Source organism: Comamonas odontotermitis (genome assembly GCF_040396735.1).
GTDB classification, from domain to species: Bacteria; Pseudomonadota; Gammaproteobacteria; order Burkholderiales; family Burkholderiaceae_C; genus Comamonas; species Comamonas odontotermitis_C.
Genome location: NZ_JBEBNZ010000012.1, coordinates 96,649 through 120,971 on the forward strand (window position 1 = coordinate 96,649; position 24,323 = coordinate 120,971).

Sequence of the window (24,323 nt, forward strand, 5' to 3'; positions counted from 1 at the left end):
TTCCTGGGGAAAACGCCCCGCATGTGCCCCGCTTGCGTCCACCGCACCTGAATCAATTGCGGCGCAACGCTGTGCGGGGCCGCAGACTGCTGCCAATATACGCTGTTTGGACAGTGCTTTTGGCGGCCGCTGGTTGTGGGGCGTGGCGGGTAAGATAGGCATTCTTCTCAGCCGCATCGCCATGTCGGATCCGCACCTGCATTCACCGCTGCTTGCCCCGGATTACTCTGTGCGCCACTACAGCGGCGAACAGCAGGCGCACAGCCACGGCCATGTGCAGCTGCTGTATGCGCTGGCAGGGCGCATGGAGCTGGAGGTGGACGGCAAGGCTGCCTATGTGGATACGGCCAGTGGTGTGGTCATTCCCGCCGGGGCCACGCATGCCTACCTGGCCCAGCATGGCAGTGCGATTGCCGTGGTGGATGCTCCGGTGCAGGCGGGCCTGGCCCAGTTGCGCCGCTTTGCTGCACCCACGGCGGCGTGGCTGGGCACGCATGCCTCGCAAGGCACCATGGCCGAAGCCTATCTCGCCTGGGTGCTGCAGTCGCCCGTGCTGCTGCAGCGCCGCGCGCTCGATGTGCAGGCCATCGCCAAAGCGGTGCAGGCCGATCTGGCGGCTGACTGGCCGACTGCGCGGCTTGCGGCGCTCGCGCACCTGAGCGCACAGCGCTTTCATGTGCGCTGGCAGGAGTTGACCAGCCGCACGCCCCAGCAATGGCTGCGCGATCTGCGCCTGGATGCCGCAAGCCGCGCCCTGGCCGCTGGCGAGCCGCTGGAGACCACGGCCCTGCGCTGCGGCTACAGCAGTGCCAGCGCGCTGGCCTATGCGCTCAAGCGCGACCGTGGCGTGGGCAGCCGCAGCCTGCGCAGGCAAGCGTCTTCAAGCCGATGATTTCTATCTTTTTGATAGCTGATCGCGCTTGTTGAAAGGGCGCTGAAGCCATTCTTGATGCAAAAACCCGGTGCAAGCGTCTCTCGACATTTGCAGGCCGATTGCAGGCGCACCATAGCGGTATGAATCCTTCTGCCATGTCCTCCTCTTCGTCTGCGGCTGTTTCTTCGTTGAAGGCAGGCCCTGGCGTGCCATCTTCGTCGGTGCAAGGCATTGCGCTGGTGGCGCTGGCCGGGGTGCTGTGGGGCACCAGTGGTACGGCCCAGTACCTGGGCGCTGCAGGCCTTTCGCCTTTCTGGGTGGGGGCGGCGCAGCTGGCGGCGGCCAGTGTGTTTTTGGGACTGGCCCTGTGGTGGGCGCTGCGGCGCAGGCCTGGCAGTCTGGTACTGCGCCCGCGCGCTGCAGGGCTGCGCTGGTCATGGTTTTTCTGGGCATCGCTTGGCATTGGCGGCTACAGCGTGTTCTTCTACGAAGGGCTGCAGTTGGCGGGTGTGGGTGTGGGCACGGCAGTCGCCATAGGCAGCAGCCCGATCTGGGCGGGCCTCTTGCAGGCGCTGGTGCTGCGCGCGCCATTGTCTGCACTCTGGTGGCTAGGCACGTTGGTGAGCGTGGCGGGCGGCGCCGCCATGGTGCTGGGCAAGGGCGCCGGTGGCAGTGCTTCGTGGCAGGGTTTGGTGATGTGCCTGCTGGCGGGGCTGTCTTACGCCGGCTATGCGCTCATCAACAAGCGCCTGGTGAGCCACATGGCGCCCAAGGTGGTGAACTTCTATGTGTTCACGGGCGCTGCGCTGATGGCAGCCCCCGTGGCCTGGGTGCAGGCAGGCCTGCCGCAGTGGAGCCTGCCCTCCGTGCTCGTCGTCATCTACCTGGGGGCGGTGGTCTCGGGCATTGCGCACATGCTGTTTTCGATTGGCTTGCGCCATATCTCCGGGCCCACGGGGGTGGCGCTGAGCTTGATTGAGCCTGTTGCCGCTTTCGTTCTGGCGGTGTGGGTGGTGGGCGAGCACCAGCCGCTGGTGGCCTGGCTGGGGTTGGCGGGCGTGCTGGTGGGCCTGTTGGTGGTGGTGCGGGCCGAGATGGCGGTGGCTGCGCCTTCTGCCGTTTGATGGAGCAGGCATTGGCAAGGGCGTTCTCTCTCGACGGCCTTCTTGCCTGCTTTCATAATAGGAGCCATGCACCTCACCAACGCATTCCTTTCCGCTCTGCACCCACCCCGGCGCCTGCTGCAAGGGCTGGCCATGGGTGCTGCAATGCTCGTCATGGCCACACCCGTAGTGGCGCAGGTGGAGGTCGGCAAGTCGTCGGCCATGCGCAACCTGGTGCCTGCCGAGACGCTGGAGCAGGCTGCCGTTCAGCAGTACGGTGAACTGCTTGCGCAGGCCCGGCAGCAAGGCGCGCTGGCGCAGCCCGGCAATGCGCAGCTGCAGCGTCTGCAGACGATTGCGCAGCGGCTGATTCCGCAGGCGCTGGCATGGAACGACCGTGCCAAGGGCTGGAAGTGGGAGGTCAACCTGATTGGCAGCAAGCAGATCAACGCTTTTTGCATGCCTGGCGGCAAGATCGTTTTCTTCACCGGCCTGATCGACCAGCTGCAGCTGACCGACGACGAAATCGCCATGGTGATGGGCCACGAGATGGCGCATGCGCTGCGCGAGCATTCCCGCGAACAACTGGCCAAGACACAGGCCACCGACCTGGGCATCCGCTTGGGGGCGGCGATTTTCGGGCTGGGCGACATGGGTACCGCCGCTGCCAACCTGGGTGGTAAGCTGCTCACGCTCAAATTCAGCCGCTCGGATGAATCGGACGCCGATCTGGTGGGGCTGGAGATGGCTGCGCGCGCAGGCTACAACCCACAGGCATCCGTTACCCTGTGGGAGAAGATGGGCCAGGCCAACGGCGGCGGTGGCATCGGCTTTTTGTCCACCCACCCCACGGGCCCGGATCGCATCGCCAAGCTGCAGGCCAATGTGCCCAAGGTGGCAGGCCTGTACGAACAGGCGCGCAAGCGCTGACAGCCGCCATGCGATGGCCGGCGGCAACCCCCGTGCTGGCGCTGGCTGCTGCTGTTGCACTGCCGTCAACTGCCCATGCCGGGGATCCAAAGCCCCCATTGCGGCCGGGGCGCTACACCTTTGAACACCGCTTTGCCGAGCAGCCCAACCTGCTGCATGCCAAGGTGCTGGTCATCATCCGCAAGCGAACCATCCAGGTGATCAACACGCAGGCGCACCCGCCTTTTCCCAAGGGCATGATCGCGCAGGGCCCGCTGGTGTGGAACCGGCCGACCGGGCAGTGGATCATTGGCGCGGGAGCGGGCGACCGTACAGCGACCGAAGTAGGCGGCTGCAGCGACGGGCCCGAGGTGGTTGATCTGGTGAAAAGGATCTATTGGACCTGCTGACCATGGAAAACCAGTCGCTATTATTTATGTAGCTGGAGGCGCTTTACTCTAAAGCGCTGATGCCACTTTTGATCAGGTCCCAGACACATACGGATTCATCTTGCGCTCGCGGCCAAATGTGCTCTCGGGCCCGTGGCCGGGGATGAAAACCGTCTGATCGCCCATCGGCCACAGGCGCTGGGTGATGGAGTCGATCAGTTGTTGGTGGTTGCCCTGGGGGAAATCCGTGCGGCCAATGCTGCCGGCAAACAGCACATCGCCCACAAAGCAGCGATCGATCTGCGGCGCATGGAAGACAACATGGCCGGGAGTATGGCCCGGGCAGTGGCGTACGTTCAGGGTTTCCTGGCCAATCGTTACCGTATCGCCGTCGTGCAGCCAGCGCGTCGGCGTGAAAGGCTGCACGGGTGGAAAACCGAACATCTGGCTTTGCTGGGGCAAGCCGTCAATCCAGAACTGGTCGCCTTCCTGCGGGCCGATGATGGGCAGCTGCATTTTTTCGGCCAGCTCGCCCGTGCCGCCTGCATGGTCGATATGCGCATGGGTCAGCCAGATGGCTTTGAGCGTCAGCCCCAGGCGTTCGATTTCCCAGCCGATCTGCTCCAGATCACCGCCCGGGTCGATGACGGCGGCCTCCATGGTCTGGTCGCACCACACCAGCGAACAGTTTTGCTGGAACTGGGTGACGGGAACGGTGTGGTAGTGGAGCATGGCAGGCAGAGGTGGTGAAGGGCAGGGCGTATTATCGGCGCTCTGCCCATGCGCGCACTCAAGCCTGCTGTCGCAACGTATCGCGATAGGCGAGCAGCCGCAGTGCGTTGATCACCACCAGCAGCGTCGATCCCTCATGCACCGCCACGGCGGCGCCGATACCCAGGCCCATGATGGTGGCAGGCACCAGAAACGCCACGATGCCCAGGCTGACAAAAACGTTCTGGCGGATCACCCCGCGCGTGTGGCGGCTCAGCCCCACGGCAAACGGCAGGTGGCGCAGGTCGTCGGCCATGAGCGCCACATCGGCGGTCTCCAGGGCAACGTCCGAGCCCGCCGCGCCCATGGCAATCCCGACTGAGGCATTCGCCATGGCCGGCGCGTCGTTCACGCCGTCGCCCACCATGGCCACAGGGGCTTGCGCGCGCAGCTTGCGAATGGCGCTCACCTTGTCTTCGGGCATCAGGTTGCCCCAGGCTTCGTCCAGCCCTACATCCCTGGCCACGGCTTGGGCCACCGTGGTGTGGTCGCCCGAGATCATGACCATGCGGGTGATGCCCAGCTCCCGCAATTGCTGGAGTGCCTCGCGGGCTCCAGCGCGCGGCGTGTCCATCAGCCCGATGACGCCCAGATCGCGGCTGCCGCGCCGCACGACCATGGTGGTGCGGCCCGCTTCGCGCAACTGCGCGACGGCGGCGGCAGCTGGCGTGCCCAGCGGGCCGGTGTCGCCGCTGCCAAACATTTCGGCCTTGCCGATCCATACTGTTTCGCCTGCGATGGTCGCGACCACGCCTTGCCCCGTGAGGCTGCGCAAATCGGTGGCTGCAGGCAACTCCACGCCGGTTTCGAGGCGTTCGCGCCCATCGCGCACGATGGCTGCCGCCAGCGGATGGTCGCTCAGCGCCTCGACAGCCACAGCCACCGACAGCAACTCCTGCGGATCAATACCGTCCCCTGGAACCACATCGGTGATGCGGGGGCGGCCTTCGGTGAGCGTGCCGGTCTTGTCGAAAGCCATGGCCTGCAGAGCGCCCAATTCCTCAAGCGGCGCGCCGCCCTTGATCAAGACGCCGCTGCGCGCGGCGCGGGCAATGCCCGAGAGCACGGCGCTGGGCGTGGCGATGGCCAGCGCGCAGGGGCTGGCTGCGACGAGCACGGCCATCGATCGGTAAAAGCTGTCGCGGAACGGCTCATCCACCACCACCCAGGCAAACAACAGCACGACTGCCAGCAGCAGCACGAGCGGAACGAAGATGCGCTCGAATCTGTCGGTAAAGCGCTGCGTGGCGGACTGGCGGGTTTCCGCCTCGCTCACAAGGCGCACCACGCGGGCCAGCGCAGAGTCGCCCGAGCGGCGCGTGACCTCGATCTCGATCGCGCCAGCGCCGTTGATGGTGCCGGCAAACACCCGTGATGCCGCGTCGACCCCCGCATCGGGCCGCGAGCGGGCCAGCGCGATGTCGGGCACCGGCCGCTTGTCCACCGGGATGCTCTCCCCCGTGACAGGTGCCTGGTTGATGCTGGAAGTGCCCAGCACCACAAACCCGTCGGCGGGCAGGCGCTCATTGGGGCGCACCAGCACGACGTCGCCCGGGATCAGCTGCTCGACGGGGATCTCCACGGGCTGTCCGTCGCGGCGAACCACTGCCGTGGTGGGGGCCAGCTCGGCCAGTGCCTCGATGGCACGTTTGGCGCGGCCCATGGCGTAGTGCTCAAGCGCATGCCCCAGGCTGAACAGAAACAGCAGCAGCGCCCCTTCGCCCCATGAGCCCAGCGCCGCTGCTCCCGCCGCGGCCACCAGCATCAGGGTGTCGATTTCGAAGCGCTTTTTACGCAGATTGCCAATGGCCTCGCGCAAGGTGAAAAAGCCGCCAAAAAAGTAGGCTGCTACGTAACATGCCAGCGGCAGCCATGGCGGAGCGCCTGCCACCCACTTGCCAACAGCTGCGCCTGCTGCGAGCAGCAGCCCGCAGATCAGCGCAAAGGCCATTTCGGTATTTGCGCCAAACAGCCCTGCGTGGCTGTGCCCGTCATCCTTGCCAGCTTCGGTATGGCGATGGCCGGGGCTGCCGTGGCCTGGGTCAACGGCTGGGACAGTGGACTGCTCGGTGTTGATTGGTTTGTCGTCCATGGAGGTCGCTTTCCTTCAATGCTTAGCGGATCAGCCTGCAGCGGGCTTGCCACATTGATCGCAGAATCGCGCGCCTGCAGACAGCCCGGCGCCACACTGGAGGCAGGCGGCAGGCCCCAAGGACTGGCCACATTGCGGGCAGAAGCGCGTACCGGCCGCCACCGCGGTGCGGCAGCCGGGGCAGGTGCTGGCGGCTGGTGCCGACCCGCCCGAAGGGGTGTAGTAAGGCCTTGCGCCATGACCGCCACCGTGGTGCCCGCCATAGCCGTGGGATTGAAAAAGCCGACTCAGTATTCCCATGATGATTTCTCCTGTTGCTACACCATTCACTGACGCGTTGGTTGCCGCCGCACGGGCTGGATAACGTCAGTTATATAGCTTCAAGAGCCGGGCAGGTGGCCCTGGTTCCATTCATGACCCAAATGTAATCTGTGCGTCATGTGTTCAGCGGGTGGGCATGCACAGGCGGCCGCATGCCAGGCCGGTGTTGGGGCTTTGGGGTATCTGGGCCACCTTGTTGCTGTGTCTTGCGCTGGAATAAGGCATAGGCACAGACGCGCATAGCCCAAACAGGGCGATCATGCTACAACCCGTGTGAAATGCGCCTGCGCGCCATGAATGCAACACGATAGGAGATGAGCCATGTCCAGCAACGAGAGCCCGGCCTCCGTGGGAGGAGGTGCCCTGCCAGGTGATGTCCCGCGCGATGGCGCCCAACCCAGTGCCGCCCAACGCATTGGCGTCCTGAAGGAAACCTTTCCGCTGGAAAAGCGTGTGGCCACCGTGCCCGAGGTGGTGGAAAAGCTCACCAAGCTGGGCTTTGGCGTCTGCATTGAAGCGGGCGCGGGTGAAGCCGCCCACTGCAGCGACGACGCCTACCGTGCGGCCGGGGCTGAAGTGCTGCCCGATGCGGCCTCCGTCTGGGCCGCAGCCGACGTCATTTTCAAGGTGCGCCCGCCCAGCAGCGAAGAAGTGGCGCAGATGCGCGCAGGGCAGATATTGATCGACTTCATCTGGCCCGCGCAGAATCCCGAGCTGATGGAGCAGCTGGCTGCCAGAAAGGCGACGGTGCTGGCCATCGACTGCCTGCCGCGCACCCTCTCGCGTGCGCAGAAGATGGACGCGCTGACGTCGATGGCTGGGGTTTCGGGCTACCGGGCCGTGGTGGAGGCGGCCAACGCCTTTGGCCGCTATTTCAATGGTCAGATCACGGCGGCAGGCAAGGTGCCACCGGCCAAGGTCTTCATCGCGGGCGCCGGTGTGGCGGGTCTCGCGGCCATTGGCACGGCAGCCAATCTGGGCGCCATCGTGCGCGCCAACGACACGCGCGCCGAGGTGGCCGATCAGGTCAAATCACTGGGCGGCGAGTTTGTGGCGGTGGATTACGAGGAAGAAGGCTCGGGTGGCGGCGGCTATGCCAAGGTGATGAGCGAAGGCTTCCAGGCCGCGCAGCGCAAGATGTATGCCCAGCAGGCCAGGGACGCCGACATCATCATCACCACCGCCTTGATCCCGGGCAAGCCCGCGCCCAAGCTCATCACGGCCGAGATGGTGCAGAGCATGAAGCCCGGCAGCGTGATCGTCGACATGGCGGCAGAGCAGGGCGGCAATTGCGAGCTGACGGTGCCCGGCCAGGCCGTGGTGCGCCATGGCGTCACCATCATTGGCTATACCGATCTTGCCTCGCGGCTGGCCAAGCAGTCGTCCACCCTGTACGCCACCAATTTGCTGCGCCTGACCGAAGAGCTGTGCAAGGCCAAGGACGGCGTGGCGGTGGTCAATATGCAGGACGACGCGATCCGGGGCTTGACCGTCATCAAGGACGGCACTATCACCTGGCCCGCACCGCCACTCCCGCAGGCTCTGGCCCCCGCGCCCAAGGCCGCGGCGCCCGTGGCCGAGAAAAAGAGCGGACATGGTCATGGCGCGGGCGCGCCCATGTCCGCCAAGGCACTGGTCATCCTCTTTGCCGTGGCGGCTGTTCTGTTCTGGCTGATCGGTGCCTATGCGCCGGCGGCCTTCCTGGGGCATTTCACGGTGTTCGTGCTCGCCTGCTTCATCGGCTACATGGTGGTGTGGAACGTGACGCCAGCCCTGCACACGCCGCTGATGAGCGTGACCAACGCCATCTCCAGCATCATCGCCATCGGGGCGCTGGTGCAGATCGCACCACCCGAGGCTGGCGCGAACGGACGGCCTGACGGGCTGATCATGTGGCTGGCCTTTGCTGCGCTCGTATTGACGGCAGTCAACATGTTTGGGGGCTTTGCCGTGACCCGCCGCATGCTCGCCATGTTCCGCAAGTAACAACGACAACAACAAGAAGGAAGACGAACATGTCCCAAAGCATGGCTACGGTGGCCTATCTCGGTGCCGCCATTCTCTTTGTCCTCAGCCTGGGTGGCCTGTCCAACCCGGAGACTTCGCGGCGCGGCAACCTGTTTGGCATGATCGGCATGGCGCTGGCGGTGCTGGCCACGGTCTTCGGCCCACGGGTCAGCCCCTCGGGCATCGCCTGGATCGTGATCGCACTGGTCATCGGCGGGGGTATCGGCCTCTATGCAGCCAAGGTCGTGAAGATGACCCAGATGCCCGAGCTGGTGGCGCTGATGCACAGCCTGGTGGGCCTGGCGGCCTGTCTGGTGGGCTATGCCAGCTATGTCGATACATCCGTTCAGTTCACAGGTGCGGAAAAGGCGATCCACGAGGTGGAAATTTACGTCGGCATCCTGATTGGTGCGGTTACCTTTTCGGGCTCGCTCATCGCCTTTGGCAAGCTCAATGGCCGTATCGGCGGCAAGCCGCTCTTGCTGCCGGGGCGCCACTGGCTCAACCTGGTCGCGCTCCTGCTGGTGATCTGGCTGGGCCAACGGTTCCTGGGCGCCCACGATGTGCAGGCGGGCATGCTGCCGCTGGTGGTGATGACGGTCATTGCGCTGCTGTTTGGCGTGCACATGGTGATGGCCATCGGCGGCGCCGACATGCCGGTGGTGGTGTCCATGCTCAACAGCTATTCGGGCTGGGCGGCGGCGGCCACCGGCTTCATGCTCAGCAACGACCTGCTGATCGTCACCGGTGCGCTGGTGGGCTCGTCCGGCGCTATCTTGAGCTACATCATGTGCCAGGCGATGAACCGCAACTTCATCAGCGTGATCGCGGGTGGTTTTGGCTCTGGCGCAGGTGCGCCAGCCAAGAAGGGCGATGCGGCCGAGCCGCAGGGCGAAGTGGTGCCGGTGACAGCGGCCGATACGGCCGAGTTGCTGCGCGAGGCCAAGAGCGTGGTCATCGTGCCCGGCTATGGCATGGCGGTGGCACAGGCGCAGCACACGGTCAATGAGATCGTCAAGACGCTGCGCGAGCGCGGTGTCAACGTGCGCTTTGCCATCCACCCTGTGGCGGGCCGCATGCCGGGCCACATGAACGTGTTGCTGGCCGAGGCCAAGGTGCCCTACGACATCGTGCTGGAGATGGACGAGATCAACGAGGACTTTCCGGACACCGACGTGGCGATGGTGATTGGCGCCAACGACATCGTGAACCCCGCTGCGCAGGACGATCCGGCCAGCCCCATCGCCGGCATGCCGGTGCTGGAGGTGTGGAAGGCACGCCATTCCATCGTGATGAAGCGCTCCATGGCATCGGGCTACGCCGGTGTAGACAACCCGTTGTTCTACAAGGAAAACAACCGCATGCTCTTTGGCGATGCGAAGAAGATGCTCGATGAAGTGCTGGCAGCACTACGGGCGTGAGGGGGCTCTGAAAAAAGGAGCGATTGGCGCTTGGTGGTTATCCCATTCAAGCCAAAACAGCTTGAATCGGGCTGGTGCAAGGCGCCAACTGCTCTCTTTTTTGCGAGAACCTGGTTGGCAGGGGCTTCCACATTCAGCCCCTGCGCACGTCACGCTGCGCTTGCTTTCGCCGCCTGCGACAGCTGCACGAATTCATGGAAGCCGTTCAGGTAGGCGCCCAGATTTTTGCGGGTCGCTTCATCGGTCAACGCTCCTTCGGCGCTGAAAGCATTCTGCGCGCGCGACACCAGCACCGAGCCGCCGCTGTACAGCGTAACGCCCAGCAGCTTGAGCGTGGGCAGCCAGGCGGCCTGGGAGGAGACGGTGCCAAATCCGCTCATCGAGGCGCCGATGATCCCCGTGGGCCGCTTGGCAAAGATGGCCCTCATGTCTGCGCGCGAGAGCCAGTCGATGCCATTCTTGAAGACACCGGGCACACCGTTGTTGTATTCGGGGGTCACCATCAGCAGGGCGTCGGCCTTCAGAATCTGTGCCTTCAATTGCAGCACGGCGGCGGGGATGCCTTCGCCCGCTTCCGTGTCGCCGTCATACAGCGGAATGCCGTGCAGCGTTGCCACTTCGATCTCCATGCCCTGGGGCGCCATGGATTGCGCGGCGCGGGCGAGCGCCGTGTTGAAGGACGCATGGCGCAGGCTGCCTGACAGCGCGAGCACCCGGCATGCGTTGCGGATATCGGGCGTCTCGCGCAGTGCCTCGCTCAGCTGGTCGATCAACTGTGTCCATTCGGGCGCATCCTGCAGCTTTTTCTCGCGGATGAACTGCGCTTGCGCCTCGTCCCAGAAGGGAGCGTCGGCCAGCAGCGTGTCATTGGGCAGCGGGCGGTGCTGTGCGAGGAAGGCGGCAATGGCCTCAGGCGAATTGGGAAGGCCCAATTGCGCAAACAGATCATGAAAACGGAAGAAGTTATCGGACATGAAGATCGCTCCTGATGGCGGAAGGAAGGGGGCGGCAGTGCGCGTGGGTGCGATGGCGGGCCTTGCGGGGCAAGCTGGCCAGGCAGGCCGCTGCAACGGAATGCAGCATTCCGGCGGGGCCTGCCACCTACCGGATTACAGCTTGTACTCGTAGTCGATGGTGATGGGCGCGTGGTCGGAGAACTTCTGGTCCTTGTAGATATGTTCACGGCGCGCCAGGGCTGCGATGGCGGGAGTGGCCAGGTGGTAGTCCAGACGCCATCCCACATTGTTGGCATAAGCCTGGCCTCGGTTGCTCCACCAGGTGTAGCAGGCATCGGTGGTATCGGGCTGGAGCACGCGGTAGACATCCACCAGGCCGCCGGCCTCGGTCTCCTTTTCCAGGATCTGTGTCATCCAGGCGCGCTCTTCGGGCAGAAAGCCGCTGTTCTTCTGGTTGCTGCGCCAGTTCTTGATGTCTGCATTGGTGTGGGCGATGTTCACATCTCCGCACAGGATGAAGTCGCGCTCGGCCTTGAGGCGCATCAAGTGCGGATGCAGCTCGGCCAGAAAGCGGTACTTGGCGGCCTGGCGCTCCTCGCCCGAGCTGCCGCTTGGAAAGTAGCAGCTGATGATGGAGAACTTGCGCTGCGGGGTGTCAAAGCGCAGTTCCACATAGCGGCCTTCGGCATCGAACTCACCCGGAGAGAAGCCGATCACGACGTCGCTGGGCTCGTGCCGGGTGTAGACGCCAACACCGGAGTAGCCCTTTTTCTGCGCAAACTGAAAGTACCCGCGCATCTCGTCGATGATCTCGAACTTGTCCAGCATATCCGCTTGCTGTGCCTTGACTTCCTGCACGCAAATACAATCGGGCCGGGTCGCTTCGATCCAGGGAATCACACCCTTGGTGGCGGCAGAGCGGATGCCGTTGAGGTTGAGGCTGGTTAATTTGAACAAGGATTGGGTCATGGCAGAGAGTCTCCCACAGTCGGGTGAAGCGGCACAGATGGTGCAGGATTTGGCGCAGGATTTTGTACGCTTCGCCGTCGATGCGGGCGTGCTGCGGTTTGGAGAATTCAAAACCAAGGCCGGCCGCATGAGCCCGTATTTCTTCAACGCAGGGCTGTTTGACGACGGCGCCAAAATGGCGCAACTGTCCGAATTCTATGCAAAAGCGATCCTCGCGAGCGGCATCGAGTTCGACATGGTGTTCGGCCCGGCCTACAAGGGCATTCCGCTGGCTGCCACGGTGGCGGTGGAGCTGGCGCGCCAGGGCAGGAACGTGCCCTTTGCCTACAACCGCAAGGAAGCCAAGGACCATGGCGAAGGCGGCTCGCTGGTGGGCGCTCCGCTCAAAGGCAAGGTATTGATCATTGACGACGTGATGAGCGCGGGCACCGCCGCCCGGGAATCCATTGCGCTGATCAGGGGCGCCGGTGCCACGCCACATGCCATGGCCATTGCACTCGACCGGCAGGAAAAGGCCACCGAGAACGGGCAGGACGTGCCCCATAGCGCCGTGCAGTATGTACGCGATCACCTCGGCCTGAAGGTTGCCACCATCGCCAGGCTCGAAGACCTGCTGGCCTTCCTTGCCCAGGGAGACGCGGCCCAAGAGATGCGTGAACACCACACTCGCGTGCTGGCTTACCGACGGCAGTATGGCGTGCGCGATTGATGTTTAGAATGCCATAGCTTGTTTCGTTTTGAAGAGGTATATGGATGCGTAAGGTGGCTTGTGTCGTGGCTATCGCTTCGGTGATGACTGTCTTCACCAGCGCCTGCTATGCGCAAAATACCGCTGCGGTGTACAGCTGTGTGGATGCCATGGGACGCCGCCTGACGGCTGACCGTCCCATTGCCGCCTGCGCAGACCGGGAGCAGCGCGTCACCATGCCGGGCGGCGCGGTGCGCACCATCGGCCCCACGTATTCCGAACGCGAAAAGGCAGAGCAGGCCGCGCAGAACCGCAAGGAAGCGGAAGAGCGTTACCGCGCCAGCGATGGCAAACGCCGCGAACGCGCGCTGGCCGTGCGGTTTCCGAACAAGGCGGCCCACGACGCCGAACGCGCAGAGGCCGTTGAGACCCTGATGACACAGATCAAGGTTGTGCAGGACCGCAAGGTGTCCCTATTGGAAGATCGCAAGAAGATCGATGGGGAAATGGAGTTCTACAAGAAGGACCCCGGCAAAGCACCGCCATCGCTGCAGTCACGCCTCAAGTACAACCGCGAAGACATCAAAGAGGTGGACGAGCAGGTGGCCTCGATCAATGAAGAAATCAAGCGCACCAACCAGCGCTTCGACGAAGAGGCCCAGACGCTCAAGCAGTATTGGGTGTCCGCACCCGCCAGCAAGTAAGCAGAAGGCAGAGACTTCCATGAAAGCACTGGCCCCGGGCCTCGCTCAGGCAGAAGACGGTATTGTGCGTTGCGCCTGGTGCATGGCCACCCCGCACTACCAGCACTACCACGACCACGAATGGGGCTTTGCGGTGCATGACGACCGCCGGCTGTTCGAGAAAATCTGCCTGGAGGGCTTTCAGGCGGGCCTGAGCTGGCTCACCATCCTGAACAAGCGGGAAGGCTTCCGCGCCGGATTTGCCAACTTTGATGCCGAACAGATCGCCCGCTTTGGCGAGCCGGACATCCTGCGCCTGCTGGCCGATCCGGGCATCGTGCGCCACCGTGGCAAGATCGAGGCAGTGATCAACAATGCCCAGCGGCTGCTGGAGCTCAAGGGCGAATTCGGCAGCTTTGACGCCTATCTGTGGCAGTTCGCACCCGCTGCCAGCAGCAGGCCCCCACGCGTGACCCTCGAATCCGTGCGCGAGATGGGTGTTCCCCCCCAGGCGCATGCGCTGTCAAAGGACTTGAAGAAACGCGGCTGGAAGTTCGTGGGTCCCACCACCATGTATGCTTTCATGCAGGCCATGGGCATGGTCAACGACCATCTGCACGGCTGCCATACCCTGCAGGCCAGGGCGTAGGCCTAGTCGCCAAGCTCACTGACCAGCAGCGAATAGCGCTGCAGCGACACATAGCGCCCCTCGCGCCTGGTGCAATCGCGCAGCAGGCCTTCCAGCGTGAACCCGGCCTGTCGCAGCAGGCGGCTGGAGGCGGTGTTGTCCGGCTCCACATAGGCCACCACGCTGTGCAAGGCCAGACGGCGAAAGGCGCCTGGCAACCATTGGCGCAGTGCGTTTTTCATGATGCCCTGGCCCCAGTGGCCGGGGTGCAGCCAGTAGCCCAGCTCGGCGCTGTCGCCATCGTCATCGCGGTCATACAGGCCTATGCCGCCAATGGCTTGTGCGCCGCTCGCACCCATGCAGATGGCTTGCCACCAGCCTTCGCCGTCCGCCCCCAGTTGGCGGTACCAATCGAGCTGTTCGCGCGCAATGGCGTGTGCATCGGTGTGGCGGGTCTCCAGCCCGTAGAACTGCGTGACGCGGGCATCGCCCATGGCCTGCGCCAGCACGGGCAGGTCGGGCTCGCGAAAATCACGGAAAGCGAGGGGAGCGGTTGCAGTCTGCATGCGGACAGCCTAGCACCGTTGCAGGGTGCGCTGCACCGCAAAGGGCAGTCAGGCATCCATGAAACAAGGTGTCAGCACATGTGGGTTTTGCGCTGATAGCTCTTGTTTTGATAGCAATCCCTACTGCATGGCATGCCAGCGCATGGGTTGGGTGGCGCTGACTTCCTGAATCCCCAGCAGCGCCGCATTGCGCTGCAGCAGTGCTTCAAACTGATCGCGGCTTGCGGCAATCTGGTCCGTGGCACCGTCCCAGTAATCGGCGGCGATCTGCGCTGCGGTGAAATCGCTGTGCGCAAACTTCTGCACAATATTGCGCAGCTTGTCGAGGTTGATGCTGTGGATGTCGGTCATGGCAAGCCTCCTGTGCATGTACCGAGTGTGGCGCAAATGGCCGGACTGTCAATGGGCATAAATCACCAAGTCAGGACGGGCGGGCCGCCCGCAGCAAACGCACCGCCAGCAAGGCCGCCGCCCAGGCAATGCCGCCGATCCACAGCGGCACCGTTACGTAGCTGCTGGCGCGCGCCCATTGCGCAAACGCGTCAAGCCCGTGCAGGGGCCAGAGGGCGAGAACAAAGCCGAATAGCCACCACAGCAGGGCGAAGGCAGAAAAGAGCAGGGTGGTGGCAGGCACCAGCCGCTTTCTGGCCCACAGCAGGGCGGCCACCACCAGCACCACAGACAGGGCCACGGCTGCAGGCCACCACAGTGCCACCGGCAAAAAGAAAAGAGACAGCGTATTCATGGCTCGGCTCTGGCAACGGCGCCTATTCCTTCTGGCACAGCATCTCGTCTGCCAGGCTGCCTGCGACCACGCGCATGTTCCTGCCCTGGTGGGCCTGCACAGCCCAGGTGTCGCTCAGGTCCTCGGGCACCAGGTCCTTGTCGTTGACCAGTTCGGGGTGCTTGATCTCGGAGCGGTCCTGCTTGACGACCTTGGGTACGATCAAGGTGATGGTGTTGCCTTCGATGCGCCAGTTGCCCTCGCCCTGCACGACAAAGCTGTATTTCTGCTTGGTGCTGGGCATGTCGTAGACCAGATAGGCCTGGGCCTTGAGCGTGCCGTCGGGGTTGAACTGGTCGGTATAGGTGAAGTGGGCGCTGTCCTCCCCCATCTTGATCTGGAAATTGCACTCCCACACGCCGTGCAGGCTGGCGGGGCTGATGCTGCCGCTGCCTGCCGCAGGTGCCTGAGGCGCGGCTTTGCCGCTGGTGGATGGCTTGGGTGCGCTGCTGCTTTGTGGCGCTGGCGCGGTTTCTTCCTTCTTCTTGCCAAAGGGCCACAGGCTGGAGCAGCCGGCCAGCGCCGGAATCAACAGCAGACACAGGGTGGAGCGGAGCAGAGATTGGTATTGCATGGCCCGCACTCTAGCAAATCCGGCTGCGCCCCTGTGTCAGCCATTTCAGCCAACACACGCGGTCACCGGTGATCACCGATGATCGCGAGGGGCGGTGGGTCAGCCCGCCAGGGTCGGGTAGTCGGTGTAGCCCTTTTCGCCACCGCCGTAGTAGGTGCTGGTGTCGCCCTCGTTGAGCGCGGCCTGCTTGCGCAGGCGATCCACCAGATCGGGGTTGGCAATGAAGGCCTTGCCAAAGGCCACCATGTCGGCCTCCTGGCTGGCCACCACCTCCTGGGCCATGGCGCGGGTGTAGCTGTTGTTCACCATCCACGCTGCCTTGCCACCAGCCTGGCGGTAGGCTGCCTTGAAATCCACATAGTCGAACGGGCGGCCTTCCACTTCGCGCGGGCCGCCGGTGGCGCCCTCGATCACATGGATATACGCCAGCCCCAGCGGCGCGAGCTGGCGCACCAGGTATTCGAACAGCGACTGCGGATCGCTGTCTTCAATACCGTTGGCAGGGGTGACGGGCGAGAGGCGGATGCCGACCTTGCCCCTGCCGACGGCATCGACCACGGCGCGCACCACCTCCAGCGTCAGGCGGCAACGGTTTTCGATGGAGCCGCCGTAGTCGTCGGTGCGTGCATTGGCGCCGGTCTTCAGGAACTGGTCGAGCAGGTAACCATTGGCGGCATGGATTTCTACGCCGTCAAAGCCAGCCGATTGCACCGCGTTGCGGGCAGCGACGGCATAGCTGTGCACGATCCCGGGCAGTTCTGCGGCATCGAGCGCGCGCGGCACGGACGTGGGCACGAACTGGCCCTGGCCCGTGGCGTGGTCGATCAGGTAGGTCTTGGTCTTGGCCACGATGGCCGAAGGCGCCACCGGCGGCTGGTTGCCCGGCTGCAGGCTGTTGTGCGACACGCGGCCCACATGCCACAGCTGGCAGACGATCTTGCCGCCAGCCGCGTGCACGGCGTCCGTCACCCGGGCCCAGCCTTCGATCTGGTCTTCACCATACAGCCCCGGCACATCGGAATAGCCCTGGCCCTGGTGGCTGATGGCCGTCGCCTCGGTGATGAGCAGGCCCGCCGTAGCGCGCTGGGCGTAGTAGGTGGCTGTCATGGGCCGGGGCACGGCGTTGGGAGAGCGGTTGCGCGTGAGCGGCGCCATGGCGATGCGGTTGGCCAGTTGCATATCCCCGACCTGGATGGCATCAAACAGGCTGTGGGCGTGGGATTGGGTCATGCAGAACTCCTTAGCTGCGTGGAGAACGCTGTGAACGTTGGCACGTTCTCCGGTTTGCGAATGGCATTTTTTTACCATGCAGGATTGGCCTGTGCAGCGAAAGGTTTAACGTATCAACTCACTAATTGATAGCTCAATCTGCAGTGAATATGGGCATGGATGGCGTTTTTTTACATTTTTTCCTTGCATGGCCACCTTCTTGGCGGACCTGCGCGCATGGGCCTGGGTTGTGCCATCTCAACCCGATAAGCCGTAATGGCAAAGCTTCTGCGCCATCATCAAAAGGCTATTTGTGAAACAGGAAGCGCGCATCCATGACCAAGACATCGCTGGACAAATCGAAGATCAAGTTTTTGCTGCTCGAAGGCATCCACCCCTCGGCCCTCAAGGTGCTGCAGGCGGCGGGCTACACCAATGTGGAAGCGCTGACGGGGGCGCTGGACGGCGAAGAACTCAAGCGCAAGATCGCCGACGTGCATTTCGTCGGCATCCGCTCGCGCACGCAGCTCACCGCCGATGTGTTTGCCGCCGCCCAGAAGCTCGTGGCCGTGGGGTGCTTTTGTATCGGCACCAACCAGGTGGACCTGAGCGCCGCCCGCGAGCGCGGTGTGGTGGTGTTCAACGCACCGTTCTCCAACACGCGCTCCGTGGCCGAACTGGTGCTGGCCGAGGCCATCCTGCTGCTGCGCGGCATTCCGGAGAAGAACGCCGTTGCCCACCGTGGCGGCTGGAAGAAGAGCGCCGACAACTCTTTCGAGATCCGGGGCAAGACGCTGGGCATCGTGGGTTACGGCTCCATCGGCACGCAGCTGTCGGTACTGGCCGAAGGCCTGGGCATGAAGGTGGTCTTCCATGACGTGGTCACCAAGCTGCCGCTGGGCAATGCCCAGCAGGCCGCCAACCTGAACGAGCTGCTGGGCCAGGCCGATATCGTGACCCTGCATGTGCCGGAGCTCCCGTCCACCCACGGCATGATGGGCGTGGCCCAGATCGCGGCGATGAAGCCGGGCAGCATCCTCATCAATGCCTCGCGCGGCACGGTGGTCGATATCGAGGCGCTGGCCGAGGCGCTGCAGGCGGGCCAGCTGCTGGGCGCAGCGATCGATGTGTTCCCCACCGAGCCCAAGAGCAACAAGGACGAGTTCCAGTCGCCGCTGCGTGGCATGGACAACGTCATCCTCACACCGCACATCGGCGGCTCCACCATGGAAGCGCAAGCCAACATCGGCCTGGAGGTGGCGGAAAAGCTCGTCAAGTACAGCGACAACGGCACCACGACGTCGGCCGTCAACTTTCCCGAAGTGGCGCTGCCCGAGCACCCCGGCAACAACCGCATCCTGCACGTGCACGAAAACCGCCCCGGCATTCTGTCGGCCATCAACCAGGTGTTTGCCGACAACGGCATCAACATTGCGGGCCAGTACCTGCGCACCGACGAGAAGGTGGGTTACGTGGTGATCGACATCGACGCGCAGTCCTCGAAGCTGGCGCTGGAGAAGCTCTCGCAGATTGCGGGCACCATCCGCTGCCGCGTGCTGTTCTGATGCGGCCCACCCATGAAAAAGGCTCCGCAAGGAGCCTTTTTTGTGCGCTGCAGCGTGCGGGGCGATCAGGCCAGGGGGCCGGCGCTCAGAATTTCAGACAGCGGCTTGCGGGGCGAGGGCACTTCGCGCTCGGCCAGATCGGCAGGCAGGCTGGACTTGTCGCCGCGCTCGCCAATGGCCACCAGGCACTCGACCTTCCAGTTGTCGTCCAGCTGCAACACTTGACGGGCAGCATCGAGCTCGATGCCGGCCATGGCGTGCGTGGCCAGGCCCATGGCGTGCGCCTGCAGCGCCAGGTAACCCCAGGCGCAGCCGGTATCAAAGCTGTGCGTGGCCGATTGCTTGTCGGACAGCACCACCAGCAGGGCCCCTGCGTTCAGGCACCAGCGGCGGTTGAACTCGTTGGGGATGGTGGAAAACGCCTCCCAATTGGCATCGCCGTTGATCGAGTAGGCAAAGTGCCAGGGCTGCTTGTTGCTGGCCGAGGGCGCCCAGCGCGCGCCTTCAACAATGGTTTCGATGTCCTGGGCCGTCAGCTTCCTGCCGGAAAAGGCGCGGGGCGACGAGCGGTCCAGAAACTGGGAGGCAACAGGGTGGGTGGGTTGACGGGTGGTCATGGTCGATAGGTTGTCGGGTAAGCAAACAGGCCGCCAGCATGCCATATCTGAGGCGCCCTTTTGCGGGCAGCCCTTTTAGAACGTGTTTACGATCTCCTCGCGCCGCGACCGTGGCTTTGCGGGATGGGATGCGAGACGCAATACCGCAGCAATAGCCATGCTATTGCGAGGATTTGCAACGACGCAGACCGCCCGCAAACCCACTGTCCCAACGGGTTGGAGTGAAATCGGGCGATTTCTGCGCGCTCGCCCTTGCTTGCACCCCGGTGCAAGCTGCGGCCCAGCGCTTCGAACTCATCCCGATTGCACTCCAACGCGGCTGCGTAGAGATCGTAAACACGTTCTTAGCCACCGGCTATTTGCGCTCCACCAGCTTGAAAGTGCCAGTGGCCATGCCCAGCAGCTCACCCGCTTCGCTTCTCAACTCTCCACGTACAAAGCTCAGGCTTCTGCCGCGCTTTTCGCAGACCGAGGTGCAGAGCACATCGCCCGCCGCTGGTGCCATGAAGTGAATGGTCAGGTCGACCGTGACCACGCCGTAGCGCAGCGGATCGTGGGCCCGCGCCGCGCACGACAGGCCCACATCCAGCAAGGTGGCAATGGCGCCGCCGTGCATGTCGCCCCGGCTGTTGGTGTACTGCTTCTGGTAGGGCATGCGCACGCGGGCGCGGTCGTTTCCAATGGCTTCGCCCTGGAGCCGGAAGGACTCGGCCATGGCCATGGGCAGGCCAAAAATGGTGTCTGCGGGCTCGCTGGCGGTATAGGGCGGGATGGTGGCCGGGCTGGCAGTCGGGTCGTGCATGGGGGTGGGGCGCAGGCGCTTTGAACAGGTGCTGGGGCCGATGGTAGCGGCTGGCACTGCTGGTTGCACTCCGCAGCTGACGCGCAGGCGCTAGCTGCCTGCAAGGTAGAGTGCGGTGCCTGTACAAAAATACCGAGGCATCCCATACAGGCGGGCGCAGCCGTTAAGCTGTGCGCCAGTTCCGGTTTGCTGAATTTCCGATATGTCACCCTGGTCGTCCCCTTATTGCCCGCGCTGCGGCGCTGCAGATTGCCGCAGCGCCGGGCCACGCAATGCCTTTGCCTGCCTGCAGTGTGGCGCGCAGTTCAGCGTGGACCATGGGCAGGGCCTGCCGCAGGTGCGCATGCACAGCCCGGCGCCTGGCCTGGCACGGCTGCAAAGCCATATGTGGTGGTTGCTGCCACTGCTCGTGGTGCTGATGGTGTTGCCATGGCTGGTGCCGCATGTGCAGCAGTTTTTCAAAAGCGATATGGAGCCTTACGAGCGGCGCCAGGCCTTGGGGCGCAGTGAGGGCGCCACCATCGTGGAGCGCAATGGCCAGCGCCTGCTGGTGCAGCTGTTCGAGAACCGCGAGCAGGACCAGACGGTCTACCGGGCGGTGATCAGCGACATGGTCAGCGGCAAGCCACTGGCCGAGCCGCAGCGCTTTTCCATGCACTGGGCGAGCGGCTCCGGCCGCGCCGTGCTGCGGTTCTTCTCGGACGGGCAGCTGTACCTCTCGCTGCAGGAGCGCGGCTTGTGGCGGCTGGACCCCGCCACCCTGCGCTTTGTCGATCTGCTGCCCCAGCTGGGCGAGCGTTTTGGCCCGCAACTGGGTGCGGGCGTGGTGGGCGTTGCCATCCAGCGCCGCGACCGGCCCGACAGCCTGGAAGTGACCAGCAGCACGGGCAGCAAATACCTGGTGTACTGGCTGCTGGGCCAGATCGTGCCTGCCGCAGAAAGCAGCAGCCTGTACCAAAAGGCCCAGGCCAGCTACAGCGAGCGCATCCCCTACTACCGCTACGAGCGGCTGCCACGCCCGACCGGAGAGGAGGACCGGGCGCTGCTGGTGCGATCCTGGTGGCGCTACGAGCCCGGCCAGCCAATCTACTTTGACTACTTCGACCTGCTGCCCGCCGACAGCCAGGAAGTGCGCGAGTCATTGCGCTACCTTGTGGCCGTGGGCGACGGGTTTTCGACGCGCTCCTATGCAGTCAAGGAGCGGGGCCTGCTGCGCATCGATGTGGTGCAGCCAGCGATACCCCGTTTTCACGCCGATATCCTGGCTGAAAACACCAGCCGCGTGCTGCTGACCTATACGCCGACGCCTGTGCGCCAGGAGGGCCGGGTCATCCAGCTGCTGGACAAGGCCACGGCCCAGGTGGTGTGGAGCCGCACGGTCGAGCAGTTGCCGCAACTGGGCAGCCGCGAAGGCGGCCTCTATGTGGCGGGTCAGGCCGTCAATGGCGGTTTTCTGCTCTTCAACGACCTGCAGCAGCCCGCGCTGCTGATCGGCGACGACGGCCAGACCGTGCACGATTTCAGCCCTCCGGCCAAAACTGCCCGATGATCAAGCGCATCCCACCCCTCTACCAGATGGCGGGCGCCCTCGTGCTGCTGTTTTTTGTGCTGCCCTACGGGCTGACATGGCTGCAGGCGCTGCGACAGTCGGGGCAGTCGAAGGAGCTGCCGCTGGGCGACGTCGAGGCCTCTGCGGTCTACCAGGCCGACGACGGCAGCCTGCGCATGCTGCGGGTGATGAAGCACAGCACCGAGCGTGAGGATGTGTTCCAGATCCTGCACAACGACCTGCAGGCGCGGCAGTTGATCGGTGAGCCCCAGCGGGTGACCCTGCCGCGTGATGCCTACGCCAAGTCCGCGCAGATGCGGGTGCAGGCCGATGGCCAGATCGCCCTGGTGCTCAATGGCCGTGACTGGTGGCTGTGGAACGGCGAGCGCAGCCTGTTCGAGCCCATGAACGCCGCGCTGAGCCAGCGTTTTGCCGGGCAACTGGCCACCGGTGTGGCCAAGATGGCCTTTGGTGGCCAGCGCGAACCCGACCTGCTCGACATCACCAGCAACACAGGCGACCGCTACGCCGTGTACTGGCGCACGGGCGAAATCTATCCCTGGGGCGAGCAGCAGCAGCGCCTGCTCCAGCGCCCCTGGGGCCAGTACCGAAATACCGTGGAGCGGATCGACTACGCCGACTTCAGAACCGATGTGGCCCGCTATGGCCTGCCCAGCACCCTGGTGCACTACCGTCAGAAGCTCAGTGAGAATGAGTTCCAGCAATTGCCGCTGCTGACCGTGCATTCCACCTCTGACGCGGTGGTGCGCGCCGCGCCCAGGCGCTACCAGGCCGTGAGCGACGGTTTTGTGGTGGCACGCCAAAGCCTGCAGGAGGCCGGTGTCACCGACATTGCGCAGGTAGCCAGCGTGCCGGTGCAGTTCAGCGGCGAAGTGCTGGCGCGCAACGCCGACCGGGTGCTGATGCGCTACGAGGCCACGCCCACCACGCCCGCAGAGGTGGTGCTGCAGATGGTGGACGTGCGCAGCCTGCAGCTGGTCTGGAGCCAGTCGACGCGTGCCATGCCGCAGTTACTGTCCGATGGTTACTACCTGATGGCGCAGCCCTGGAAGGGCGGCTTCTACCTCGTCACCACGCAGAACCTGCCGGCCCTGGTGATCGACAACGCAGGCAATACGCTTTTTGACTTCCAGCCGCAAAAGCGCGGGCAGTTCTAGCAGGTGGTCAGCGTGGTGCGCGCAGGTTTGATGCGCGTCAATGCTGCGCGGGTACGCCTTCCACAAAGCTGCGCAGGCGCGCCGCAAGGCCTGGCGCCTGCAGAATATTGATGTGGTCGGCCACCGCATAGTTCTCGACCTCTGCCGCAGGCCCCTGGCGGGCGGCCAGCGCCTGCTCCAGCGCGTCGGTGCGGGCAGGCAGCACCAGTGCGTCGCGCCCTGCGCGCAGTACGAGCACCGGGCCCCCATAGTGTTGCAGCCGCTCGGCCGAGGGGTAGTGGTCGCGCAGCAGCAGGCCCACGGGCAGCCAGCCATAGTGGTCGCGCACCGTGGCAATCATGCTGTCAAACGGCGTGATCAGCACCAGGCGTGCGGGCTGGCGCTGCGCGGCCACGGCGGCTGCCACACCGGTGCCCAGGCTGCGGCCCACCACGGTGATGCGGCCCTGCGGGTGGCGCTGCTGCACGGCGTCAAACAAGGCAATGGCATCGCGCTCCAGGTCGGCGCCCGTGGGCGTGCCGTCGCTCGCGCCATAGCCGCGGTAGGCGAGGGCGTAGACGCTGTGCGCCGGCAGCCACTGGCGCAGCAGCGGCACCGCCTGCTCCACCCGCTCGGCATTGCCGCCCAGGTAGATGACTGCGTCGCGTGCAGGAGCCGCCGCCGCCGCGGGGCCCGGCGCGCCTGCGGTGTCCGTTCTGGCCGTTGACCCTGTCTCCGGGTGGTTTTGCCAGCCGCGCAGGGTCACGCCCGCCTGCTGCAGCGAGAAATTGGTGTGCGCCGCCTCCACCCGCGTCATCTGCGGAAAATACATCAGCCTGCGCTGCTGAAAGAACATCACCACGCACATCGCCGCATACACCACGGCGATCACCGCCAGGCCCCACAGCGCCACTTTGGCAAACAGATTGGTCATGGCATGTTTATAGCGGATGGCGGTAACCCCGCAGTCTGGGCTTGCGTGCTTTTAATTTAATAGCGTATTGCGCTTGATGGGTAAGCGGTAGAGGCCAAAAACACTGAAATGGGTGTGCCCAGGCCTATTGTCACCAGACGCAAGCAAATGTGCGCTGACAGGTAGCGGCGCTTGCAAAACGTGTCCTGATTCACGTCTTGATGCACGGCGTCTGGCATCTCCTACAGCCAGGGCGTGCATGAGGGGCGACCATGAACCCATGGCAGGCACGGGGCCTCGCCAGTACCACTGAAGGAGTTATCGCCATGACACAGCAAAGCCACCAGCAGCAACCCGGCAGCAACCAGGTGAACCAGCAGCCGGGCCAGCAACCCGGCCAGCAGCCCGGTCAGAAGAAGGACCAGCAACACGAGCAGCAATCGCCGCAGCAAAAGCAGCCTGGCCAGCAAGACCGGCAGCAGCAGCAACGCTAGCCGCCAGCGCTGGTCCGGATTGCAGGAGCGCGCCATGAAACAGCACACTGCCATTCCGAACCCAACGCCCTGGCCCTTGCAGTTGGGGCAACCATTGCGAGAGAAGAAGTACAGCCAGCAGCAAAGCAAATGCAACCATCGTCAACTTGGGTCGGAGCCCAAGACGCCGGACAACACGCAGATGCATTGATGCCCTGCCACTTCTGAGTGCTCCCTTGGCCCGCAAACGCGGGCCTTTTTGGCGATTCCGGCATACGAAGCCAGGCCGGATTTCAACCAAAA

27 protein-coding genes are annotated in these 24,323 nt (G+C 64.2%); 14 read left to right on the forward strand and 13 right to left on the reverse strand.

What is annotated here, in order from left to right; all coding sequences use genetic code 11:
* Window positions 1–181: 181 nt before the first annotated feature.
* From ACH2DG_RS12355 to ACH2DG_RS12370, 4 genes are all read left to right on the forward strand, one after another.
* Complete coding sequence (locus ACH2DG_RS12355) at window positions 182–892, forward strand: helix-turn-helix domain-containing protein (protein WP_395026450.1); 711 nt, start codon at window positions 182–184, stop codon at window positions 890–892.
* Between the two features lie 137 nt (window positions 893–1,029).
* Window positions 1,030–1,998, forward strand: a complete 969-nt coding sequence (locus ACH2DG_RS12360; protein ID WP_395026452.1) for a DMT family transporter — start codon at window positions 1,030–1,032, stop codon at window positions 1,996–1,998.
* A gap of 66 nt (window positions 1,999–2,064) precedes the next feature.
* The gene (locus tag ACH2DG_RS12365; RefSeq protein ID WP_395026454.1) at window positions 2,065–2,907 is read left to right on the forward strand and encodes a M48 family metallopeptidase; all 843 of its coding nucleotides are present in this window, start codon (window positions 2,065–2,067) and stop codon (window positions 2,905–2,907) included.
* A gap of 8 nt (window positions 2,908–2,915) precedes the next feature.
* The gene (locus ACH2DG_RS12370) at window positions 2,916–3,296 is read left to right on the forward strand and encodes a hypothetical protein (protein WP_395026455.1); all 381 of its coding nucleotides are present in this window, start codon (window positions 2,916–2,918) and stop codon (window positions 3,294–3,296) included.
* A 72-nt stretch (window positions 3,297–3,368) separates the two neighbouring features.
* On the opposite strand, the gene ACH2DG_RS12375 is transcribed toward ACH2DG_RS12370, so the two are convergent.
* The 3 genes from ACH2DG_RS12375 to ACH2DG_RS12385 are packed head-to-tail and all read right to left on the reverse strand — an operon-like array spanning window position 3,369 to window position 6,438.
* Window positions 3,369–4,007, reverse strand: a complete 639-nt coding sequence (locus ACH2DG_RS12375) for an MBL fold metallo-hydrolase (protein WP_395026456.1) — start codon at window positions 4,005–4,007, stop codon at window positions 3,369–3,371.
* Between the two features lie 58 nt (window positions 4,008–4,065).
* Window positions 4,066–6,138: a heavy metal translocating P-type ATPase gene (locus ACH2DG_RS12380; protein WP_395026458.1), complete on the reverse strand. Its 2,073-nt coding sequence runs from the start codon at window positions 6,136–6,138 to the stop codon at window positions 4,066–4,068.
* Between the two features lie 30 nt (window positions 6,139–6,168).
* Complete coding sequence (locus tag ACH2DG_RS12385; protein ID WP_395026459.1) at window positions 6,169–6,438, reverse strand: zinc ribbon domain-containing protein; 270 nt, start codon at window positions 6,436–6,438, stop codon at window positions 6,169–6,171.
* 342 nt (window positions 6,439–6,780) lie between these two features.
* Here ACH2DG_RS12385 and ACH2DG_RS12390 point away from each other — a divergent pair, with 342 nt between their 5' ends.
* Both ACH2DG_RS12390 and pntB read left to right on the forward strand, forming a co-directional pair.
* A complete protein-coding gene (locus ACH2DG_RS12390; RefSeq protein WP_395026460.1) occupies window positions 6,781–8,445 on the forward strand; it encodes a Re/Si-specific NAD(P)(+) transhydrogenase subunit alpha in 1,665 nt (554 codons plus the stop codon).
* 29 nt (window positions 8,446–8,474) lie between these two features.
* Window positions 8,475–9,887, forward strand: coding sequence for a Re/Si-specific NAD(P)(+) transhydrogenase subunit beta (pntB, locus tag ACH2DG_RS12395; RefSeq protein ID WP_224151043.1), 1,413 nt, complete (start codon window positions 8,475–8,477; stop codon window positions 9,885–9,887).
* Between the two features lie 149 nt (window positions 9,888–10,036).
* On the opposite strand, the gene ACH2DG_RS12400 is transcribed toward pntB, so the two are convergent.
* Complete coding sequence (locus ACH2DG_RS12400) at window positions 10,037–10,861, reverse strand: DUF2789 family protein (protein ID WP_395026462.1); 825 nt, start codon at window positions 10,859–10,861, stop codon at window positions 10,037–10,039.
* A gap of 135 nt (window positions 10,862–10,996) precedes the next feature.
* Window positions 10,997–11,800 (reverse strand): exodeoxyribonuclease III, encoded by an 804-nt coding sequence (locus ACH2DG_RS12405; RefSeq protein ID WP_224152560.1) that lies wholly within the window; start codon window positions 11,798–11,800, stop codon window positions 10,997–10,999.
* A gap of 10 nt (window positions 11,801–11,810) precedes the next feature.
* Between ACH2DG_RS12405 and pyrE the strand changes: the two genes are divergently transcribed.
* The 3 genes from pyrE to ACH2DG_RS12420 all read left to right on the forward strand — a co-directional run bounded on the left by pyrE (window position 11,811) and on the right by ACH2DG_RS12420 (window position 13,832).
* The gene (gene pyrE, locus ACH2DG_RS12410; protein ID WP_395026463.1) at window positions 11,811–12,521 is read left to right on the forward strand and encodes an orotate phosphoribosyltransferase; all 711 of its coding nucleotides are present in this window, start codon (window positions 11,811–11,813) and stop codon (window positions 12,519–12,521) included.
* A gap of 65 nt (window positions 12,522–12,586) precedes the next feature.
* A complete protein-coding gene (locus tag ACH2DG_RS12415) occupies window positions 12,587–13,204 on the forward strand; it encodes a DUF4124 domain-containing protein (protein WP_395026464.1) in 618 nt (205 codons plus the stop codon).
* 19 nt (window positions 13,205–13,223) lie between these two features.
* Window positions 13,224–13,832, forward strand: coding sequence for a DNA-3-methyladenine glycosylase I (locus ACH2DG_RS12420; RefSeq protein WP_395026465.1), 609 nt, complete (start codon window positions 13,224–13,226; stop codon window positions 13,830–13,832).
* A gap of 2 nt (window positions 13,833–13,834) precedes the next feature.
* Here ACH2DG_RS12420 and ACH2DG_RS12425 read toward each other — a convergent pair whose 3' ends face one another.
* From ACH2DG_RS12425 to ACH2DG_RS12445, 5 genes are all read right to left on the reverse strand, one after another.
* Window positions 13,835–14,377 carry a GNAT family N-acetyltransferase gene (locus tag ACH2DG_RS12425; protein ID WP_395026466.1) on the reverse strand — a complete coding sequence of 181 codons (543 nt, stop codon included), beginning with the start codon at window positions 14,375–14,377 and terminating at the stop codon, window positions 13,835–13,837.
* Window positions 14,378–14,497: 120 nt separating this feature from the next.
* Entirely contained in the window at window positions 14,498–14,728 is a 231-nt protein-coding gene (locus ACH2DG_RS12430; protein ID WP_224151049.1) for a hypothetical protein, read from the reverse strand.
* A gap of 70 nt (window positions 14,729–14,798) precedes the next feature.
* Entirely contained in the window at window positions 14,799–15,122 is a 324-nt protein-coding gene (locus ACH2DG_RS12435) for a hypothetical protein (protein WP_395026468.1), read from the reverse strand.
* 22 nt (window positions 15,123–15,144) lie between these two features.
* Entirely contained in the window at window positions 15,145–15,735 is a 591-nt protein-coding gene (locus ACH2DG_RS12440) for a hypothetical protein (protein WP_395026470.1), read from the reverse strand.
* Between the two features lie 99 nt (window positions 15,736–15,834).
* Entirely contained in the window at window positions 15,835–16,965 is a 1,131-nt protein-coding gene (locus ACH2DG_RS12445; RefSeq protein ID WP_395026471.1) for an alkene reductase, read from the reverse strand.
* Window positions 16,966–17,279: 314 nt separating this feature from the next.
* Here ACH2DG_RS12445 and serA point away from each other — a divergent pair, with 314 nt between their 5' ends.
* A complete protein-coding gene (gene serA / locus ACH2DG_RS12450; RefSeq protein WP_395026473.1) occupies window positions 17,280–18,509 on the forward strand; it encodes a phosphoglycerate dehydrogenase in 1,230 nt (409 codons plus the stop codon).
* 65 nt (window positions 18,510–18,574) lie between these two features.
* On the opposite strand, the gene ACH2DG_RS12455 is transcribed toward serA, so the two are convergent.
* A complete protein-coding gene (locus ACH2DG_RS12455) occupies window positions 18,575–19,126 on the reverse strand; it encodes a nitroreductase family protein (protein WP_395026475.1) in 552 nt (183 codons plus the stop codon).
* Between the two features lie 355 nt (window positions 19,127–19,481).
* Window positions 19,482–19,928 carry a PaaI family thioesterase gene (locus ACH2DG_RS12460; protein ID WP_395026476.1) on the reverse strand — a complete coding sequence of 149 codons (447 nt, stop codon included), beginning with the start codon at window positions 19,926–19,928 and terminating at the stop codon, window positions 19,482–19,484.
* Between the two features lie 202 nt (window positions 19,929–20,130).
* Between ACH2DG_RS12460 and ACH2DG_RS12465 the strand changes: the two genes are divergently transcribed.
* Window positions 20,131–21,477, forward strand: a complete 1,347-nt coding sequence (locus tag ACH2DG_RS12465) for a hypothetical protein (protein WP_395026477.1) — start codon at window positions 20,131–20,133, stop codon at window positions 21,475–21,477.
* Window positions 21,474–22,655 carry a hypothetical protein gene (locus ACH2DG_RS12470; RefSeq protein ID WP_395026478.1) on the forward strand — a complete coding sequence of 394 codons (1,182 nt, stop codon included), beginning with the start codon at window positions 21,474–21,476 and terminating at the stop codon, window positions 22,653–22,655. The genes ACH2DG_RS12465 and ACH2DG_RS12470 overlap by 4 nt, the downstream gene beginning before the upstream one ends.
* A gap of 37 nt (window positions 22,656–22,692) precedes the next feature.
* Here the strand turns inward: ACH2DG_RS12470 and ACH2DG_RS12475 are convergent, their stop codons facing one another.
* On the reverse strand, window positions 22,693–23,568 hold the full coding sequence (locus tag ACH2DG_RS12475; RefSeq protein WP_395026480.1) for an alpha/beta hydrolase: 876 nt from the start codon (window positions 23,566–23,568) through the stop codon (window positions 22,693–22,695).
* Between the two features lie 305 nt (window positions 23,569–23,873).
* On the opposite strand from ACH2DG_RS12475, the gene ACH2DG_RS12480 reads away from it, so the two are divergent.
* Window positions 23,874–24,041 carry a transcription initiation factor TFIID subunit D10 gene (locus ACH2DG_RS12480; protein WP_395026482.1) on the forward strand — a complete coding sequence of 56 codons (168 nt, stop codon included), beginning with the start codon at window positions 23,874–23,876 and terminating at the stop codon, window positions 24,039–24,041.
* 34 nt (window positions 24,042–24,075) lie between these two features.
* Entirely contained in the window at window positions 24,076–24,231 is a 156-nt protein-coding gene (locus ACH2DG_RS12485; RefSeq protein ID WP_224151060.1) for a hypothetical protein, read from the forward strand.
* The last annotated feature ends 92 nt before the right edge of the window (window positions 24,232–24,323 follow it).

What these genes read in the sequence shown, in the direction of transcription:
- ACH2DG_RS12355 (WP_395026450.1), top strand. Translation starts at nt 182, where the DNA reads ATGTCGGATCCGCACCTGCATTCACCGCTGCTTGCCCCGGATTACTCT.
- ACH2DG_RS12360 (WP_395026452.1), top strand. Translation starts at nt 1,030, where the DNA reads ATGTCCTCCTCTTCGTCTGCGGCTGTTTCTTCGTTGAAGGCAGGCCCT.
- ACH2DG_RS12365 (WP_395026454.1), top strand. Translation starts at nt 2,065, where the DNA reads ATGCACCTCACCAACGCATTCCTTTCCGCTCTGCACCCACCCCGGCGC.
- ACH2DG_RS12370 (WP_395026455.1), top strand. Translation starts at nt 2,916, where the DNA reads ATGCGATGGCCGGCGGCAACCCCCGTGCTGGCGCTGGCTGCTGCTGTT.
- ACH2DG_RS12375 (WP_395026456.1), bottom strand. Translation starts at nt 4,007, where the DNA reads ATGCTCCACTACCACACCGTTCCCGTCACCCAGTTCCAGCAAAACTGT.
- ACH2DG_RS12380 (WP_395026458.1), bottom strand. Translation starts at nt 6,138, where the DNA reads ATGGACGACAAACCAATCAACACCGAGCAGTCCACTGTCCCAGCCGTT.
- ACH2DG_RS12385 (WP_395026459.1), bottom strand. Translation starts at nt 6,438, where the DNA reads ATGGGAATACTGAGTCGGCTTTTTCAATCCCACGGCTATGGCGGGCAC.
- ACH2DG_RS12390 (WP_395026460.1), top strand. Translation starts at nt 6,781, where the DNA reads ATGTCCAGCAACGAGAGCCCGGCCTCCGTGGGAGGAGGTGCCCTGCCA.
- pntB (WP_224151043.1), top strand. Translation starts at nt 8,475, where the DNA reads ATGTCCCAAAGCATGGCTACGGTGGCCTATCTCGGTGCCGCCATTCTC.
- ACH2DG_RS12400 (WP_395026462.1), bottom strand. Translation starts at nt 10,861, where the DNA reads ATGTCCGATAACTTCTTCCGTTTTCATGATCTGTTTGCGCAATTGGGC.
- pyrE (WP_395026463.1), top strand. Translation starts at nt 11,811, where the DNA reads ATGGCAGAGAGTCTCCCACAGTCGGGTGAAGCGGCACAGATGGTGCAG.
- ACH2DG_RS12420 (WP_395026465.1), top strand. Translation starts at nt 13,224, where the DNA reads ATGAAAGCACTGGCCCCGGGCCTCGCTCAGGCAGAAGACGGTATTGTG.
- ACH2DG_RS12425 (WP_395026466.1), bottom strand. Translation starts at nt 14,377, where the DNA reads ATGCAGACTGCAACCGCTCCCCTCGCTTTCCGTGATTTTCGCGAGCCC.
- ACH2DG_RS12430 (WP_224151049.1), bottom strand. Translation starts at nt 14,728, where the DNA reads ATGACCGACATCCACAGCATCAACCTCGACAAGCTGCGCAATATTGTG.
- ACH2DG_RS12435 (WP_395026468.1), bottom strand. Translation starts at nt 15,122, where the DNA reads ATGAATACGCTGTCTCTTTTCTTTTTGCCGGTGGCACTGTGGTGGCCT.
- ACH2DG_RS12440 (WP_395026470.1), bottom strand. Translation starts at nt 15,735, where the DNA reads ATGCAATACCAATCTCTGCTCCGCTCCACCCTGTGTCTGCTGTTGATT.
- ACH2DG_RS12445 (WP_395026471.1), bottom strand. Translation starts at nt 16,965, where the DNA reads ATGACCCAATCCCACGCCCACAGCCTGTTTGATGCCATCCAGGTCGGG.
- serA (WP_395026473.1), top strand. Translation starts at nt 17,280, where the DNA reads ATGACCAAGACATCGCTGGACAAATCGAAGATCAAGTTTTTGCTGCTC.
- ACH2DG_RS12455 (WP_395026475.1), bottom strand. Translation starts at nt 19,126, where the DNA reads ATGACCACCCGTCAACCCACCCACCCTGTTGCCTCCCAGTTTCTGGAC.
- ACH2DG_RS12460 (WP_395026476.1), bottom strand. Translation starts at nt 19,928, where the DNA reads ATGCACGACCCGACTGCCAGCCCGGCCACCATCCCGCCCTATACCGCC.
- ACH2DG_RS12465 (WP_395026477.1), top strand. Translation starts at nt 20,131, where the DNA reads ATGTCACCCTGGTCGTCCCCTTATTGCCCGCGCTGCGGCGCTGCAGAT.
- ACH2DG_RS12470 (WP_395026478.1), top strand. Translation starts at nt 21,474, where the DNA reads ATGATCAAGCGCATCCCACCCCTCTACCAGATGGCGGGCGCCCTCGTG.
- ACH2DG_RS12475 (WP_395026480.1), bottom strand. Translation starts at nt 23,568, where the DNA reads ATGACCAATCTGTTTGCCAAAGTGGCGCTGTGGGGCCTGGCGGTGATC.
- ACH2DG_RS12480 (WP_395026482.1), top strand. Translation starts at nt 23,874, where the DNA reads ATGACACAGCAAAGCCACCAGCAGCAACCCGGCAGCAACCAGGTGAAC.
- ACH2DG_RS12485 (WP_224151060.1), top strand. Translation starts at nt 24,076, where the DNA reads ATGAAACAGCACACTGCCATTCCGAACCCAACGCCCTGGCCCTTGCAG.